15 protein-coding genes are annotated in these 17,189 nt (G+C 49.2%); 2 read left to right on the top strand and 13 right to left on the bottom strand.

What is annotated here, in order from left to right; genetic code table 11:
- Window positions 1-3 precede the first annotated feature (3 nt).
- The 4 genes from BMW94_RS04105 to BMW94_RS04085 form a co-directional block, all read right to left on the bottom strand.
- Window positions 4-1,908, bottom strand: coding sequence for a glycosyltransferase (locus BMW94_RS04105; RefSeq protein WP_139209294.1), 1,905 nt, complete (start codon window positions 1,906-1,908; stop codon window positions 4-6).
- On the bottom strand, window positions 1,865-4,237 hold the full coding sequence (locus tag BMW94_RS04100) for a glycosyltransferase (protein WP_175480572.1): 2,373 nt from the start codon (window positions 4,235-4,237) through the stop codon (window positions 1,865-1,867). The genes BMW94_RS04105 and BMW94_RS04100 overlap by 44 nt, the downstream gene beginning before the upstream one ends.
- A 79-nt stretch (window positions 4,238-4,316) precedes the next feature.
- Window positions 4,317-5,822, bottom strand: a complete 1,506-nt coding sequence (locus tag BMW94_RS30820) for a DUF6385 domain-containing protein (RefSeq protein ID WP_254790102.1) — start codon at window positions 5,820-5,822, stop codon at window positions 4,317-4,319.
- A gap of 45 nt (window positions 5,823-5,867) precedes the next feature.
- Entirely contained in the window at window positions 5,868-6,365 is a 498-nt protein-coding gene (locus BMW94_RS04085; protein WP_090994773.1) for a DUF6385 domain-containing protein, read from the bottom strand.
- 232 nt (window positions 6,366-6,597) lie between these two features.
- Between BMW94_RS04085 and BMW94_RS04080 the strand changes: the two genes are divergently transcribed.
- Window positions 6,598-7,131, top strand: a complete 534-nt coding sequence (locus BMW94_RS04080; RefSeq protein ID WP_090994770.1) for a hypothetical protein — start codon at window positions 6,598-6,600, stop codon at window positions 7,129-7,131.
- A gap of 33 nt (window positions 7,132-7,164) precedes the next feature.
- Window positions 7,165-7,746: a hypothetical protein gene (locus BMW94_RS30085; protein WP_139209293.1), complete on the top strand. Its 582-nt coding sequence runs from the start codon at window positions 7,165-7,167 to the stop codon at window positions 7,744-7,746.
- A gap of 100 nt (window positions 7,747-7,846) precedes the next feature.
- Here the strand turns inward: BMW94_RS30085 and BMW94_RS04070 are convergent, their stop codons facing one another.
- The 9 genes from BMW94_RS04070 to BMW94_RS04030 form a co-directional block, all read right to left on the bottom strand.
- Window positions 7,847-9,178: an MFS transporter gene (locus tag BMW94_RS04070; protein ID WP_090994764.1), complete on the bottom strand. Its 1,332-nt coding sequence runs from the start codon at window positions 9,176-9,178 to the stop codon at window positions 7,847-7,849.
- 72 nt (window positions 9,179-9,250) lie between these two features.
- Entirely contained in the window at window positions 9,251-10,429 is a 1,179-nt protein-coding gene (locus BMW94_RS04065; protein WP_090994762.1) for a winged helix-turn-helix domain-containing protein, read from the bottom strand.
- Between the two features lie 139 nt (window positions 10,430-10,568).
- Entirely contained in the window at window positions 10,569-11,363 is a 795-nt protein-coding gene (locus BMW94_RS04060; RefSeq protein WP_063567603.1) for an ABC transporter ATP-binding protein, read from the bottom strand.
- Between the two features lie 2 nt (window positions 11,364-11,365).
- Complete coding sequence (locus tag BMW94_RS04055; RefSeq protein ID WP_072733758.1) at window positions 11,366-12,286, bottom strand: ABC transporter permease; 921 nt, start codon at window positions 12,284-12,286, stop codon at window positions 11,366-11,368.
- A 91-nt stretch (window positions 12,287-12,377) separates the two neighbouring features.
- Complete coding sequence (locus BMW94_RS04050) at window positions 12,378-13,427, bottom strand: ABC transporter substrate-binding protein (RefSeq protein WP_090994759.1); 1,050 nt, start codon at window positions 13,425-13,427, stop codon at window positions 12,378-12,380.
- 338 nt (window positions 13,428-13,765) lie between these two features.
- Window positions 13,766-14,626, bottom strand: a complete 861-nt coding sequence (locus BMW94_RS04045) for an aminoglycoside phosphotransferase family protein (RefSeq protein ID WP_090994754.1) — start codon at window positions 14,624-14,626, stop codon at window positions 13,766-13,768.
- A 22-nt stretch (window positions 14,627-14,648) separates the two neighbouring features.
- On the bottom strand, window positions 14,649-15,221 hold the full coding sequence (locus tag BMW94_RS04040) for a TetR/AcrR family transcriptional regulator (RefSeq protein WP_090994752.1): 573 nt from the start codon (window positions 15,219-15,221) through the stop codon (window positions 14,649-14,651).
- 187 nt (window positions 15,222-15,408) lie between these two features.
- A complete protein-coding gene (locus BMW94_RS04035; RefSeq protein ID WP_090994750.1) occupies window positions 15,409-16,350 on the bottom strand; it encodes an Rpn family recombination-promoting nuclease/putative transposase in 942 nt (313 codons plus the stop codon).
- Window positions 16,351-16,539: 189 nt separating this feature from the next.
- A complete protein-coding gene (locus tag BMW94_RS04030) occupies window positions 16,540-17,187 on the bottom strand; it encodes a helix-turn-helix transcriptional regulator (protein WP_090994748.1) in 648 nt (215 codons plus the stop codon).
- Window positions 17,188-17,189 lie beyond the last annotated feature (2 nt).

The raw sequence follows: 17,189 nt of genomic DNA, 5'->3' as shown, positions 1-17,189 counted from the left end.
TCCTCAAAACTCAAAACCATCCGGCCCCGGTAAATCCAGTCTAATCTGCTGAACCACAGGCCAACACCGGTGTCGCTGACCTTCTGTCCCTTGAGCGAACGCCTTCAGGTGATGATCGGCAGCACTGACAAGCCCTTTCACCAACCAGCTGGTTCCCACACGTGAATTGGAGGCTCCAACAAAGGGTTCTCCCGCTTCCTGCCGGGCGCCTTCCACCAATGGATACACCCCTTCTGCCAACTGCCTCTGACTAAGCTGGACCAGCGTATGCAGCACATCCCATTTCCCGGATGACACGCATCCCTCCATCATTAATCCAATTGCCTGCCAGCCATTATATGCTGTTCCAGCAGCCACGTTTGAGTCGTCATTTTGGGCAACGGCTTGTGAACTACTGATTCTTTCTGCCTGTTGATATCGCTTCGACTCCGTACCCGGTTGCGAATGACGACACAGCCACGCAGTCAGTTGATCTTTCCCCTCGATCGGTCTTCCTTCAATCCAGTTTAGTCGCTCTATCCAATGGGTAGCTGGTACAGAAAGCTCTCCTTTTTTTCGCCGTATCGTGTCCAGCTTAAGGCGTGCCTTGTGCCATTTTCCCAGTTGAATCTGAAGCAAAGCCTCAGCCATGGATAACCTCTCCCGCATCTCCCCGGAAGGGTCTGAAGATAGGTCTGGCAACAACTTCACAGCTGTATCATAGCAACGACACTGCTCCAGAATGCCCAATACTTTCTGGATCGCCTCTTCTGAAGTGATTGCAAATCGCTCCTGAATCAGCTCCACCAAGTGTTGCTCTTGACCCGAAACCCGCATGATCCGAAAAATCCGGTACAACGGCGGCAGCAGGCTCGATTTCGCACGGACTGCTTCCACATAAGCATCCACTGCGCCTTCAAGATCCGCCCGCCCCTCCAGCAGCCTACCCAAGGTATACCAGGTCTGATAGGTTCCGATTCCTTCTTCCGTATGAAATATGGGTGGTGGCGGTCCCATACGAACTGCTTCACGCAGCGATAGTTCTGCCTTTTCGGTCTCCCCTAACGCCTCCTCACATACTCCGCGATGATGCAGCAGGTCCGTGTATTCTGGGAAGAGTTCAAGAGCAGCATGGATATGATCCAATGCTTCCTGCCAGCGACTCAAATGCTGGAAACAGCGAATCTCATATTTGAACAACAGATGTGCATAACTTGTGAGGGTGGGATCAATTCCCGCTTTGGCTACGCCAAACGTCTTTAGCGCCTGTTCCGTTTCTCCCATCCGCAGATACTCAACACCCAGGTTATAGTGATGGAACGGCTGATCTGGCTCTTCCTCCACCGCCTGTTGAAGCAAACGCAAATTCCGGTTCACCTTATCCTTGCGCTCCACAATGGCCGTCTGATACCCGTAATGGTGAATGATCATGTCTGTCACGTGAAAAGCAGCCTGTGGATTCTTCCGACAGATTGCCACCGCAATCTGCTCATGAATCCGACCCTCGAACCGATGCTCCGGCTCATTCCTGAAGAGGCGCAATACCGGATTTACCGTCACCCCCTGCTGACCCGAACCCGTATAGTTATGGATATTTAAAAACAATCCGTCACATCCGCTGGATGCCGCCCAGCTTCTGATCTGCTCCCGTGCAGTCTCATCCAGCGCCTCGTCCGCATCGAGAAAAAGAATCCATTCGCCAGAAGCCTGCTCCAGGCCAGCATTTCGTGCCGCGGCAAAATCGTCGCTCCACTTAAACGGCACAACCACTGCCCCATATTCCCTGGCAATGGCAGCACTTCGGTCCGACGAACCGGTTTCTACTACAATGATCTCGTCCACCGCCCCGCGGACACTTTCAAGACAATGAGGCAGCAGTTCTTCTTCATCCTTCACGATCATGCATAATGAAATGTGCTTGGTCGCCAAGCTGGTTCCTCCTCTCCCTCGCACGGAACACCGTGCGCCAAGGGATTCCCTCGGCGGTGCGTAGTTGCTGCTCCAAAATAGTTTTTTGTGCCATAAGTACCTTGTCAGCAGGAGAACGAGTTCGTTCCTGTCTGATAACCCCAAGCGCCAGCCACATATAACAGACAGCAGCTCCAGCCCTCGCCTGCCGTTGTTCTGAATCCTTCTCCAATGCCTGCTGGAAAAGAATTAATGCCTGATCGTAATGCCCTTTGGCATACACGGCTTCCCCAAGGTAAAAAAGGCTTTCCGCATCCAGATCGCCTTGTGACATAGATTGAATCAGCAGCTCTGCGGCCGCCATGGTGTATCCCTGGCGATAAAGAACCGCAGCCAGCCATCGGCTATGAACATCATTCTCCTCGTGTTCAGGTTTAATTGCAGCCATCTTCTCATAAAGCTTCCTGGCAAACGCCAGTTGTCCCGTCTGCACTGCCCGAATCAATATGTTTTTAGTCAGCTCCGTTACAGCCTGAAGCGCCTGATGAACTGTTTTCTCTTCTCTGTCATCCTCAACATGCATCTGTTCTTCCGCATCCAGCAGGCCATCCACCAGTCTCCAGCCTTCCCTCTCCTGAGGTTCTGCTGCGGCCACAAATAATTCGGATACAGATAATTCATTTGTCCAATAGGTCAATGCCAAGTCCAATCGTTGCTCAGGCTGGAAGTTAATGCCCGCAATACCCTCCTCACTCCACTGATTCTGCACGTACTGCAAGGCTTCTGATACCCTGTTGGCACATAACATCCAATACAGATAATCTTCATGTTTTATAGGCGTATTTCGGTCATCTCCATCTAGCAAGTTCAATGCCTGCCCATACGCTCCGCTGGAAGCAAGTGCATGAACCACATGCGTCAGATCATCCTCGGATGTTATTACACTCGGATCTGAATCCTCTTCCTTTGAGCGCTCTTTCTTTGAATACTCTTTCCAGCGTGCGAGTAATGTCTCTGTTATGCTTTCATCCGTCTCGCCGGATTGCTGCAATACATCGGCTAACCCTGTCCATGCAGGAGCATACGTGATCTCGCTCCCCAGAGCCAGGCTGTACAGATGAGCAGACTCCTGCAGAAAGCCTCTTTTCTGTGCAAGCCTTCCCATGGCTGTATAGGCCTTGTAGCTATCGCAACCTATATCCGTTACGTAATATCTTTCCATTCGAGCTGGCTCTCTGTAAACATCTTCAGAGGACTTGCCCTCACATAATTCATCGCTTCCTGGTTTATCTGTTTGCTCAATTGCCTGCTGATGTACGCCTCGAATCTCTGCCTTGTTATTGTCCTTGAGATCAGCTCCATTAAAGCCCTCCCGGCAATCTGTTGCTCTTGCATAGGACTTGTAGGCCCTCTCCTCCAGACCCTGTTGCTCCAAAATCTCTCCATATAGCAGATGCAGGTCGGCATACCCAGCATAACGCTGTCTTTCTACCGCCAATAACCCATGAGCCTCGTCATAGCGCCCCCTTGCCAGAAGAACCTTGGCGTAGTCCCGAACCAGGGATGAGCGATACGGGGCGTGCAGAGGTGTATGAAGAAAGGATTCAGTAAAGGCTTCTGCTGCCTGTTCGATATTCCCTAGCTGGCAGTATGTTACCCCCACATTATAGAGGTGAAAAGGTTGCCCCGGACGATCAGCTAATTCCAGCTGCAAAAGCTTTAGATTACGCAAGGGTTTATGTCCTTGAGCAATCGTGGACGGCAGATAACCATCATGAACCAAACGTAGTGGAGCCAAGGGTTCATGCTCAGCAATCCAGCCTTCTTCACGGGTAAAGGAGTCCTTTATGTCCTGATCATCGGCTTCTTGTTCTCCACAATTCCTTGTACCGCCACGAACCAATTGCTCATGGATACGCCCCTCATACCGATATCCTTGATGGGCGCGAAAAAGACGCACAGGTTGGAAGATGACGCTCTCTCCCGTTCCCTCGCCAATTCGGTTCTCTATCGTAATCCGCAGTCTCGAAACGCTCTTATGGACCTTCGGTAGATAATCCAAAAGCTCTTCCAATCCCTGTATGACATACTCATCCGCGTCCAGACACAGAATCCATTCCGTGCTCGAGAGAGGCAAACTTATATTTCTGGCATGTGCAAAATCATCTTCCCAACGGGCATGAAGCACCGTTGCTCCATAACTTCTGGCGATCTCCGGTGTACGATCTGTAGACCCGGTATCTGTAATGAAGCATTCACTGCCCATCGGCTTGAAGCTGTCGAGACAGCGGGCCAGATGATGTTCTTCATTTTGCACAATCATATGAATTCCGAGTAACCTGTTCTGCATATGCAGCCACCTCCAATGCAAAAAAAAGTACATGAAGCCCACTAAAGGACTCCATGTACCTATATGACGATAAACCTGGTTATGTGCCTTGTCCATTGAAGAACACGTCAATCGTGCTGGGTGCTCCGAGCAGACTGGAACGGTAGGAAAGACGTGTATATTTGAGAAAACGCTGTGGCACTAAAACATCCACCGAGCCTGGCAAAATCCCGGTCACCGTGTCCACATCATCGTACCAGTTGGTACCGTTGGCGCTGATTTCCACGCGGGCATCGACCCGGTTTGCCCCCGGCCCTCTGTTATATACAAAGAAAGAATACGTGCCAAATACACTCGTCGTGACCGCCGGAAGCGGCGTAAACGTGTTTGCCGTTGGCGTGCTAAGAAGCTGTGATTCCTGAAAGCTCTTTTGCGAGATCGACGTCACGCTGCTGAGTGTACCCGCTGTAATCGTGGCTCCCAATACGCTGGTAATCGTACCATTCAACAGGTTGGTCAACGTCCCGGCTGTAATGGTTGCTCCAAGTACACTGGTAATCGTACCGTTCAGCAAATTCGTTAACGTTCCCGCTGTCACGGTAGCTCCGAGTACACTTGTGATGGTACCATTTAACAAGTTCGTCAGTGTTCCTGCCGTAATTGTAGCACCAAGTACACTCGTGATGGTACCGTTCAACAGATTGGTCAGCGTTCCTGCGGTAATCGTCGCTCCAAGCACGCTATTGATTGTACCCGCCGTGATTGTTGCTCCCAGGACACTGGTGATCGTTCCTGCTGTGATTGTCGCTCCAAGTACACTTGTGATGGTACCATTCAGCAAGTTCGTCAGCGTCCCTGCGGTCACCGTGGCTCCAAGCACGCTGGTGATCGTTCCTGCTGTGATCGTAGCACCAAGTACACTCGTGATGGTACCGTTCAACAGATTGGTCAGCGTCCCTGCGGTCACCGTGGCTCCAAGCACGCTGGTGATCGTTCCGGCTGTGATCGTAGCACCAAGTACACTCGTGATGGTACCGTTCAGCAAGTTCGTCAGCGTCCCTGCGGTCACTGTGGCTCCAAGCACGCTGGTGATCGTTCCGGCTGTGATCGTCGCTCCCAATACACTCGTAATTGTACCGTTCAGCAAGTTCGTCAGCGTTCCTGAGGTGATCGTTGCGCCAAGCACGCTGGTAATCGTACCATTGAGCAGGTTCGTTAATGTGCCCGCTGTCACCGTTGCCCCGAGCACACTTGTGATTGTTCCGGCAGTAATTGTGGCTCCCAAAACACTGGTGATCGTACCATTTAGCAAGTTCGTCAATGTTCCAGCTGTGATCGTTGCGCCAAGCACGCTGGTAATCGTACCCGCCGTGATCGTTGCTCCGAGGACGCTGGTAATCGTTCCGTTCAGAATATTCGTGATGGTTCCGGCATTAATGGTAACAGAAGTAAGACCTATATTGCTGATCGTACCATCCAAAATGATTCCAAGTAAGTTCCCGCTTGTATCGGTGTGAACTGGCTGAGCTGTGCCTGTACTATCATGACCAAAAATCAAGGTTCTGAGATTATCCGGATTTGTGTTAAACGTTGTAAAGTTAGGCATATGCCTCGTCCTCCTCCCTGGTCAAATCAGTTGTATTCCACGTTCTTAGGGCATACGCTGCGCCTGAAAATAAACATCAAGCCGGGTCGGCTGGTCCGGTTCAATCGATTGGATCACCAGCCGGGTATAACGCAGGAATCGCAGCGGCACCAGCGCTTGGGTCTGCCCTCCGGCGATCACCTCCTGGCTGTCCACAGCATAGTCTCTGGCATTAGGGCTGATCTGGATCTGTACAAGAGCCGGATGTTTCCCCCGATTTACAATGCCATATGTGTACATGCTGAGCGATGAGGTATCTTGTGCCGGGAGAGGGTTCATCTTACTGGTTGTCTCGGCTCCGATATACGTATGCTCTGTAAAACAGTGAGTAGCACCAGGGAGTGTCGTACGTGAGGAATTACCCTGCTTGAACCGGGGACGAGTCATCCGGGAACAAGGAGGTTTCAGCAATTTAGCGCGGCAGGAACGACGGGATTGGCGGCGGCTGACATATTTAGTTGTTTGGTTCGTTCTCTTCTTGCTACGCTTCGCTGTTCGACTCATATCGATTTCCCCTTAAAAAATGTGCTTCCGCATCGTATGCCCGCATATAAAATACGGGCACGGCGTCCGCCGTTATTTGAGGATTTACTGTTTTGTATCCCAAACCCTTCCCCTATTCCCTACATACACTGCAAGTACAACCTCTTCACGGTTTCACTTCAAATTTTCATCGAAGGAGCCATTCCCAAATTGGCTTTGTATGGCCCGTTCAGGCAGATCGGAGGTGGATTAGTTGACCAATTCCAATATATTCAACCCAGCCAATAGTCCCGTATATACTCAACTGACCAATACATTCTCCTCCCCTGGCATTGAGTCCACTCCAGAGGGAGGAGCGGCAGCAGCAGGCAGTTCCTTTATTTTGACAACCGGTAGTGTCAGCGTGGGTGCGGGACTGAATCTCCTGTTACAGGTAGTGAATGCAACGAGCAGCGGGCGTACACTTTACGTCTCCCGGATCAGCGGAGGCGCAACGGCAGCCGCAACGCTTATTGTTTACTCCGGTGGTACCATTACGGGCGGCACTACACCTGCTCCAGTCAACACATTACTAGGTAATGCCAATGCAAGTGTAATGACGACGAGACAAAATACGAGTACATTAACGGGCACATCAACAAGTCTGCTCAGCATCCCCCTTACGGCCGGCATGTATTGGTTAAACCTGAACGGCTCGATCATCGTCCCTCCTGGTCAGACATTAACCATCAGCGTGGGAACGGGTTCCCAAACCGCAGCAATCAATCTTTCCTGGTGGGAATTCTGATTTGTATATTGAAGAAAGGGCGGTGTGTGTACAATGCCGAATCATAACGTATTCAACCCGCAGAATAGCCCCGTCTATACTTCCATTACGAATACGTTTACCTCACCCGGTATTGTCGCTCCGCCTGAGACGAATGCCGGCAGCACGGGAAACCTGTATAATGCAGGCTCAACCAACTCCACCACATTGGGGTTGCTGGGAGGAAGCGTTATCGCTACTGTACAACTGACCAACCCATCCGGAAGTGGTAAAAATGTATATATATCAAGGCTCTCCGGCGGAATAACGGTCGCGCTCAACTTGCTTTCTTCCTTCAGCGGTAGCATGGCTCTGTCTGCAAATGGAACGCTAACATCACCGAGCACACTCACACCGCTAAACAATAATTTATCAAGCAGTAACACCAGCATTGCAACGGTACGATTCTCCGCTGCCGCTCCCACGGGTAGCACAACCTTATTGGCTATGCCTTTGCAGGTAGGTCCTTTTTTATCCAATGAACTAGGGCGCTACGTGGTTCCTCCCGGTCAGTCCATTAACCTATCGGTTAGTGGCTCCCTCACTGTTGGGGGGCTGATGGCCTCCACCTCTTATTTCTCCTGGTGGGAAGTATGATGTACTGCCCTATTAGATCAGAATAGCCGCTTACGGATAAGTCCGTAGCGGCTGTTTATCGTTTATATTCTTTTTACCGTAACGATGGTAATCATGGCTGTCAGACTGACTTCTGCCCAAGTTCTCCAGTCGACTCTGCCGGAAGCGGTTGTTTCCCCTCCCATAAGATTCGTTGCAGCAGCATGCCTGTCATGCCAATCGCCAGTGTCGCCATGCCGATATATTGAAATGTGGGACTCGGTCCCACGCTCCGAATCAAGGCACCGCCAGCAAGTGGAGCAACGACCAGCACGACGCTGGAAAGCGAGTTTTGAATACCGAATACACGGCCGACATAGGCAGGAGGAGTTTCTTTTTGCAGCAAGTAATTCAACGTCACCATAAACAGGCCATTACCCACTCCGATGCATAAGCCCCACATGATGATCCAGAACTCGGACGTTTGGGAACTGACCCAGCCAAGCGCAGCGATTCCGGCACCAATCAGCATATATCCACCACCCAGCCCCCAGCCATACCCGATTCGTGGAAGCCGATTCAACAGTAGAATAATCACAACTGCACCTGCCCCGGCGGATGATCCCAGCCAGCCAATCAGAGCTTCGTTACCCGGCTTGATCTCCCGAAATAGCGTCGTAAACTGGTAATCGATCATGAGAATGGCCATTAATCCAAAGCAACCAAACAGAATCGTACTCAGAAGAGTGCGGCTGCTCTGGATAAAACGCCAGCCCTTCTTCCATTGAGTGAACAGGGATTCTGCGGTCTCCCCCGTTTCCAAAGGACTTTCGCCCGATGCAGATGATCCTGATTCCTCAGTTAGACGACGTAAAGGCCATAACACAGCTCCCGACAACAAACGTGTACAAGCATTGATTAGAATACAGATTTGCGGTGAAAATACGGCCACAATGACTGCACCCAGCAGCGGTCCCGCTACTTTGGAGCATTGGTTGACAAAACCGTTCAGTGATGATGCTTGAAACAAATGCTCCTCTGCTACCACCTGGCGCGTGAGCGCCTGCTGCGCAGGAACATGGAATACCCCCATCATCGCTCGTAAAGCAAGAAGCGGCAGCAGCCATGCCGCACTTGGCGCGAACAGAATGGCAATCGTTAATATAACGGTGATCACATCACATATCATCATGATTTTCACCTTATGCAAACGATCTGCCAGCGCACCTGCCACCGATCCAAGTACGATACCCGGAACAGCCATACATACCGGAATAAGGGCAATGATCAGCGGATCAGCACCCCAACGATAAGCGACCATGATCTGGATGGCGAGTGCGTCAAACCAATCCCCAAAGGTTGCGAGCGAATACGCAATAAACATCCGCATGAAGCGGATGTTGGTCCATAGGCTTTTGGATGCGCCACTGGACGAGATGGATGCTGGATTGGGTTCTTTTGAAATGACGGTCATACGTTATACTTCCTCCCCTGATTACAGCCTTGTTGCTGGCTTATATGTTCCTTGGCTTTAATCATAAAGGTGTTATATCAGAGGAAGATCAGAGGATGGGGGAAACGGGGATAAAAATGTGCGGATTTCATCCACAATTCGCTGTCCATGAATAGGCACGCCGTAACTTTTGGAGATATCCGCATGGACTTGACGGTATTTAGTGCGAAGACGCCCCTCTATGCGGTGGTGTTCCAAGAACAACAATATTTGGTAAGCCGAATTGAGATATAACGGTGCGTTCAAAGTCATTTTCAAAACGTCCAGACCATCGTCCAGTCTCGGCTCTGCCTCTCGGATTCTCCCTTGTCTGAGCAGCCATAGGCCTTCCATCACTTGAAAGCGTCCGATTTCCCGCAAGTATGGCGCATCTTTCAACCCGGAACGCAGAGCAGCCATCTGATCCTCAACCGCTTCACCGCTGCCACCCCACAGTTCCACATACAACGCTGAGAGCTTTACCGGAAGTCTGAAATGAACCAGTTCATCTTTCTCCATGACATGATACGTTTCAATGAGTCGAGCCTTGGCTCGTTCATACTGGCCTACCTCAGCGTAGACTTCAACAATGTTCAGAATACGAAGTTCACGAAGCTGATCGGCAGACAGCGCGGATGAATTCAGGGCCTTTTCGTACAAGGGCAAACTCTCCCATGGTTCAATCAGGGTATGTGTAAAAATTAACAGCCAATACAAACGTTCCTCGAAGGGAATTTCCGTTGTCGTAATCAGCCATTCCAGATCTCCCTGAATAAAGTGGATATACAGCTGATAAAATGGATCAATCTCAATGCCCAGCGCTTCTTGCTGATCCAGCAGCGTGAGCATCGATTTGCCCTGTCCATACAGATGGTATTTGCGGAACAATCCATGAATCACTTCTCGCATCTCCTGATCTTGGGCGGAAGGGTTAGAGGGCAATATCGCCATATTCGATCGGATGATAAGCCGGTAACCATAACCACGCACGGTCTCCAGTGCAATTTCTTCCCAACGTTTCAGCTTCTTGCGCAGGCGATACACATGGTCGTCCACGGTGCGTTCAACCGGATATTCCAAGGGCCATACCCGGTCCAGTAGTTGGCTGCGAGTAAAGGCTTTTTCCTTGTTTTCATACAAAAAATACAGCAGCGCAAATTCCTTCGCCAGCAGGCGAATGGAATCGGTACGCCGGGTTACGCTGTATGTTCCTTCATCGAATTGTAACGACATGCTCGGCCCTCCTATGTATGCTTACTAATTGTGGTCCTTATTCTGTTCAACATACCACAAAAACCCTTTGCGAGAACGCAAAAGGTTTTTGTAATGAGATGTACTGGCTCTCTTCGGTGATCGCAAGATGCTCCTGGATTTAACCCAGCACCACGCGATCATCGGCCATTTTTTTACCACTGATACGTTCAAACTCACCCAATAACTCAGGTACGGTCAGCGTGCGCTTACGCTCTTCACTAACGTCCAAAATAATTCGGCCTTTGTCCATCATAATTAGACGATTGCCCAAACGTATGGCCTGCTCCATGTTGTGTGTGACCATCAACGTTGTAAGTCTCATCTCACGTACAAGCGTCTCTGTCAGCTCTGTGATCAGCTCCGCACGAGAAGGATCAAGCGCAGCCGTATGCTCGTCCAGCAGCAAAATTTGCGGCTGGGTGAATGTTGCCATCAGCAGGCTGAGCGCCTGGCGTTCACCACCAGACAGAAGGCCCACTTTGGCATTAGGACGTTTGTCGAGCCCAATACCGAGCTTCTCCAACTGGGCGTTGAAAATCTCCCGTCTTGCACGGGTCACTCCAAAGCCCAGTCCACGGCCCTTGCCGCGTTTGTACGCCATCGCCATATTCTCCTCAATGGACATATGCGGTGCTGTACCCGCCATCGGGTCCTGAAACACACGGCCAATCCAACTGCTGCGTTTATGCTCAGGCAGGCTTTTGATGGAACGGTCATTGATCAGCACATCGCCCATGTCGGGCTTCATAACGCCTGAGATAATGTTCATCAACGTTGATTTTCCCGCGCCATTACTGCCAATCACGGTCACGAAGTCTCCCGGGTTCATCGTCAGGTTTACGCCAACCAGCGCAGTCTTCTCGTCGGTCGTTCCCGGATTAAACAGTTTGGTCACTTGTGTAATCTCAAGCATAATCACATGCCTCCCTTCGCCTGTTGGCTCGACGAGCCCATAAGCTCTTCGGTTCGTTTGCGAGCCAGGCTTTTCTGCTTCATGGAGCGCTGCATGGTTGGGAAAACAAGTGCGATAATAACGATCACCGCGGTGATCAGCTTCAGATCGGATGTGTCAAACCATTCGACCTGGAGTGCGATCGCGACCACAATCCGGTAAATAATTGAACCGACAACGGCCGCAAGTGTGGCCCAGAATACGGTTCTTGCACCCAGAATCGCTTCTCCGATAATAACGGAGGCCAGTCCGATAACGATCATCCCAATTCCCATCGTAATATCTGCAAAACCGGATTGCTGTGCAATAAATGCGCCAGACAGCGCAACAAGTCCGTTGGACAGACTGACACCAACAATAGTGGTCACATCCGTATTCGCACCGAAGCTGCGAATCATGCGTTTGTTGTCACCTGTGGCGCGCAGTGCCAGTCCGATATCTGTTTTCATAAACAGATCCAGCATAATTTTGAATACCAGCACAACTACGATAATGATAACCATGACATGCTCACCCGAGAAGGGGTTATCCATGCCCATAATGGATTTGTTCGGTGCGCCGAGAATACGCATATTAATTGAATACAGAGCAATCATCATCAGAATACCGGATAACAGCCCGTTAATTTTGCCTTTGGTGTGCAGCAGACCTGTACAGGCGCCAGCCACCATTCCTCCAGCCATTGCTGCCAAGCAAGCGAGCCAAGGAGAGAAGTCGTTGGATATCATGACCGCCGCGATTGCGCCTCCAGTTGTAAAACTTCCGTCTACGGTGAGATCGGGGAAGTCCAGTATGCGGAATGTAATATATACACCCAATGCCATCAGTGCATACAACAATCCAAGCTCGATTGCCCCTTCAATTGAACCCCAAGTCAAATTCACATTGCTTCCTCCCTGTCTATCGAAAAGAATGAGGCGAACCCGCCTGCATGTCCGCCTCGCATCCGTACTGCCGGAGATTCGTCCGGTCAGATTATTGAATAATGTTGGTATCCTGGTCCTTCACTTCCGCCTTCATCTCATCCGTAACGGTGATGCCTTGAGCTTCAGCAGCTTTCAGGTTCAGAATCAGGTCCAGCTTGTCCGGCACGGTGACTTTCATGTCGCCCGGTTTTGTACCATTTTTCAGAATGTCCGCAGCCATTTCACCTACTTGGTATCCGTGATCGTAGTATTTGAAGCCAACGGTTGCGAAAGCCCCTTTTTCCACGGTATCCCGGTCACTGGAGAAGAACGGAATTTTATTTTTATTCGCTGTCTGGATGATTGTATCCACTGCGCTAACTACCGAGTTATCCAGCGTGATATAGAAGGCATCCACTTTGCCAACTAGAGAATCGGTCGCCTGTTTTACTTCGGATGTGTTCGTAACTGGTGCTTTGACCAGCTTGATATTATGTGTGGCCAGTGCTTTTTCCGCATTGTTCGCCATCACAACCGCATTCGGTTCGCCCTCGTTAATAACCAGACCTACCGTCTTCACATCCGGCAAATATTTGGCGATAAAATCAGCCAATTGCACAATCGCCTCCGGGTTCGTATCCGATGCACCTGTTACGTTGCCGCCTGGCTTGTCCATGTCACTCACCAGTTTGGCACCCAACGGGTCCGTCACTGCCGCGAACAGCAATGGCTTGTCCTTCACTTGTTGAGCCAGAGCCAGTGCGGATGGTGTTGCAATCCCAAGGATCAAATCATTTTTGGAATCCCCGGCAATCTTCTGGGCAATGGACAGGTTGTTCGTTGAATCGCCTTGCGCGTTATTGTAGTCAATCGTCAGATTCTTGTTCTCTTCAAGACCAGCATCCTTTAGCGCTGCAACGAATCCTTCACGTGTGGCATCCAACGATGGATGCTCGACGATTTGTGAGATCGCAATGCGATATGATTTTTCTGCCGTACCTTCACCTGTTGTGCTGCCTGATCCCTCGGGTGTTGTGCTACCGCCGCTGTTATTTCCGCAACCTGCCGCTACGATCATAGATGCAACCATCATCAGAGACATTAAGAATTTCTTTTTCATGTGTGAGAACCCCTCTCCATCTTCTAAAATGTTGATGCCCTCATCGTTATCCAAGTGACACGATAGGGCGGGACAAAACGAACGCTTCAACGCATTGTTGCTTTGATCGACAAAAGCAGACAAATATAGACTTTTCTCATGCGACTGAAGTCCATGACTCGTGTTGGTATTTTATTGTTTCCCTAATATTAAGGTGCGACCTGTTTTCCGTCAATGGTTGAACCACTTCCAATTTGCATTCATTGCAGATACGTGAGAGAAAACATTACATAAAACAAAAACCACCCACAATGTTCTGTAGATGGTAATGTTGGCACAGCTAATAGACAGGCTATTATTCATGGATATGGAGTATCGAGTCTTTTTCTAATTTCATCTATGAGCATTTTTTTCTCCGCATCGGATATCCCATCCGCGATCAATTTGCGTGCCGCAACAGGCGCAATCCAGGGTTCGGTATCTGCATAACCAATACCGGACAGCTTCTCATATTCCTCCATAAAGATTTGGATACTTGCCTCTCTCGTAGCATCAAGAGCAACCATCGCCTCATGTGGCAGATGAGGCGGCAGTATGGCGTATCGAATCATAATGATGTATTCGGCCAAGTCTGCTTCCGGATTTCCGGTAGAGGCATTGTTCCAGTCGATAATGACTGCATCATTGTCCCTAAGCAGTATGTTACCCGGGTTGGGATCACCGTGACATAGTTGCTGTTTCATTGGTAATCGATCCAATTGGGCAATCACGGCAGCTTTCTCCGCTTCAGACAAATATTGTGCTTCAACAATATTATGCTTGATATTTTCCCGCTGACTCGGCATATTGGCCACAGAATGTGAATGAATCTGATGAAAAAGCTGTGCTGTAATTCGGGCATTCACGAAGTCTTTGCCGACATCCAAAGGCGCCTGCATTCTGGACTGTTCTACTGATCGGTCTACAAAACGCTTCATGATCGTCTCGCCATCAATCCGTTCGAATACAATACCTGATCGTCCCTCGACAGTCACCAGATCATATGGCTTAGGAACCGGCAATCCACACGCCGAAGCGATTCGGCAATGATGAAGTTCGGCCTCCAAAGCAGCCGTAATCGTGTTCGGTTTGGCCAGTTTAACGATCTTGCTTCCATCTTCCCATTCGAATACCTCCGCACAGCCGCCTTCACCGATTTTGTTGCCAAGCCTATGGACCATACTGCTCACTCCTTCAATGGATTTAATAAGTGAGACCTTCCTTATGCAGCAACATCTCGTACATTTCCCTAATCATTTCAGTCGCTTCCTTCATGTCCAGCTCCAAGGTGTGCGAGTTCAGAAGTGTTCCAATGCCAATTAAATAGATCATGAGCTTTAAGAAAATGCGCTTGAGTTGCTCGACAGATACATCCTGTAACCGTTTGCTATACCGCATGTAGAACGTGGTTAATTCTTCACCCAGAAACTGATCGGTATGGGGATTGTATTGTCGGTAACCCGAAAGATACAACGTTCGAAATAACTGCTTCTCGTTCTGTGCAAAGTACAGGAATCCAATCGTCAGGTTCAAAGCAGGGGAATTAGCATCGTCCTTATACTCCACCATACTGTGACGGGCAAATTCGGCAGCCTTGTCATACACGCTTGATTTCAACTCTTCAATGTTGTTGTAGAGACTATATATGGGTTGGGTGGAACAATGGAGCGTCTGAGCAACGTTTCGCGCAGTGAGCGCCTCCAAGCCTTGAGTCCGTACAAGCTCAAAGGCGGCAGATAACACTTTTTCTTGCGTAATCTCCGATTTGGGTGGCATATACTGCTCCTTCCGTTGTTAATAACAAATGTTATATAACATATGTTATTATGAGTGGGTTCATGTGTCAAGTGTACATCCGGGATGAGATTTTTCATATTTAAAATTTTCAATAAAAAGAGGTGTCCCTCCCAATGTACTTTGGGTATGGTCGCCTTATATCAATCAAAAGATAGCTCCAGAGTGCTTATTCCTTTTCTTTTTGCAGTTCCTCTAATTCAGATGAGGTTAGCCCGGTAGCTTTGATAATGGTATCTTGATCAAGCCCCAAATTTAGCATATTCATTGCGATTTTCCGCTTGCTCTCAGCTTCACCTTCTTTAATTCCTTCTTTGATGCCTTCTTCGATTCCTTTTTGGATTCCTTTTTGGATTCCTTTTTGGATACCTTCCTCCATGCCTTTCTTGAGCCCCTCTTCTCGTGCGCCCTCAATCATGGAAACTTCATCCCACAGAAATTTCTGACGGTCAATATATTGTTGACGTGCTTGCTCATCCTGGCTCAGAAACTCCAATACACTCATGGCTTTTTTCAACGCCGGTTCCGGTTCGTGCATCAATAACGCCTCCCAGCTTGATCTAGTCATTCCTTTCAAAAATAACAGCCAGCGCACCAATCCATTCTTCATTTGAATATTTTCATCATTCAGCTTAGGTATTTCCATAAAATGAATCTCTATAACATCCGTCAAAGGAATATTGGTATGGTCTTCTCTTAAATGAAATACGTTGTGGTACTGGTCATTAGCAAGCATTTTGAAATTAACAATGTTTATCGCAACGCATTTTTTGAGTTGGCTATATCTCTGTCCCTCAAGTAATTGTCCGGAGTATTGTTTACCCCAATAGAACAAAGTCCTCTTCTCTAAATCATACTGATTAAACAACTGCATTTCAACATTAATTAGCTCACCTTGATCTGTTTTGGCCCGTATGTCCAGAATGGACTGTTTATCTCTCGGGGTAACCTTGTCCAAATAAGGGTTGATCAACACAATGTCGGTCAGTAAGGATTCACCTGCATTTTTGAAGGTGTGATTCAGAAAAGCCAAAAGCACATCCTTATTCTCTTCACTTCCAAAAATTCGTTTGAATACATAATCGTTCTTGGGATCAAGCAACTCTGTCATCATTATTCACTCCTACGTGCAAAATGAACAGGATATATCTGCTGAAGTATTAGCAAATATAAGGATGCGAACATAAACTAGATGTTAGCTCATTATAGCACGCATCGCCATATAAAAATAGCGCATCTACGTAATTTTGGTCAAAAAAAAAGAGACTGTTCCGAGTGATCGAAACAATCTCCATACATGCTAATTCCCAGCCGCCTCGCGAATCTGGTACGTGCATTTTTTGCCGCCATCAGCATAACATTCGGTGCGCTCCACATCAGCCTGCAGCAATGAACGGAACAACTCCAGTTCACAGCGGCAAGCCTGTTTATAGACACTAGCTACCTGCACAATAGGGCAGTTCAGCTCGGTAAGCACATAAGTGCCATCCTCTTCCTTGGAGGCATCGGCCATATATCCGTTTGCATTCTGAATGCGCGCGAGTTCCTCGACACGTCCGGCCAGATCCTGACCTTCCATCTGTGGTTGTCCGCTGCGAAGCAACTTATCCCGGCGGCTCTCGAACAATGCATCCACGACACCGCTGCCCGCTGAATCCGACAGTTCCTCCAGCAGCTCCAGGGTTAGTGATGAATATGATTTTGGGAAAAAGCTATCCCCGCGTACCGTCAGATGGTACACAGCGGATGGACGTCCAGCTGTAGCTCTGGCTTCCCGAACCTCAATCCATCCATCCTGCTCCAGTGCCGTGAGGTGACGGCGAATCGCCATGCCGGTCAGACCAAGCTCAGCTGTCATTTCCCTTGCGGTCATTGTGCCTTGCTGCTTCAGCATGAACAAAATCCGTTCACGCGTCGTTCTTTCCTCTTCGCGCTTCACGATCAGCACCT

This window comes from Paenibacillus sp. OK003 (assembly GCF_900109515.1).
GTDB classification, from domain to species: domain Bacteria; phylum Bacillota; class Bacilli; order Paenibacillales; family Paenibacillaceae; genus Paenibacillus; species Paenibacillus marchantiae.
The sequence above is the reverse complement of the archived record's forward strand: the minus strand, read 5'-3'. Positions and strand labels throughout refer to the sequence as shown.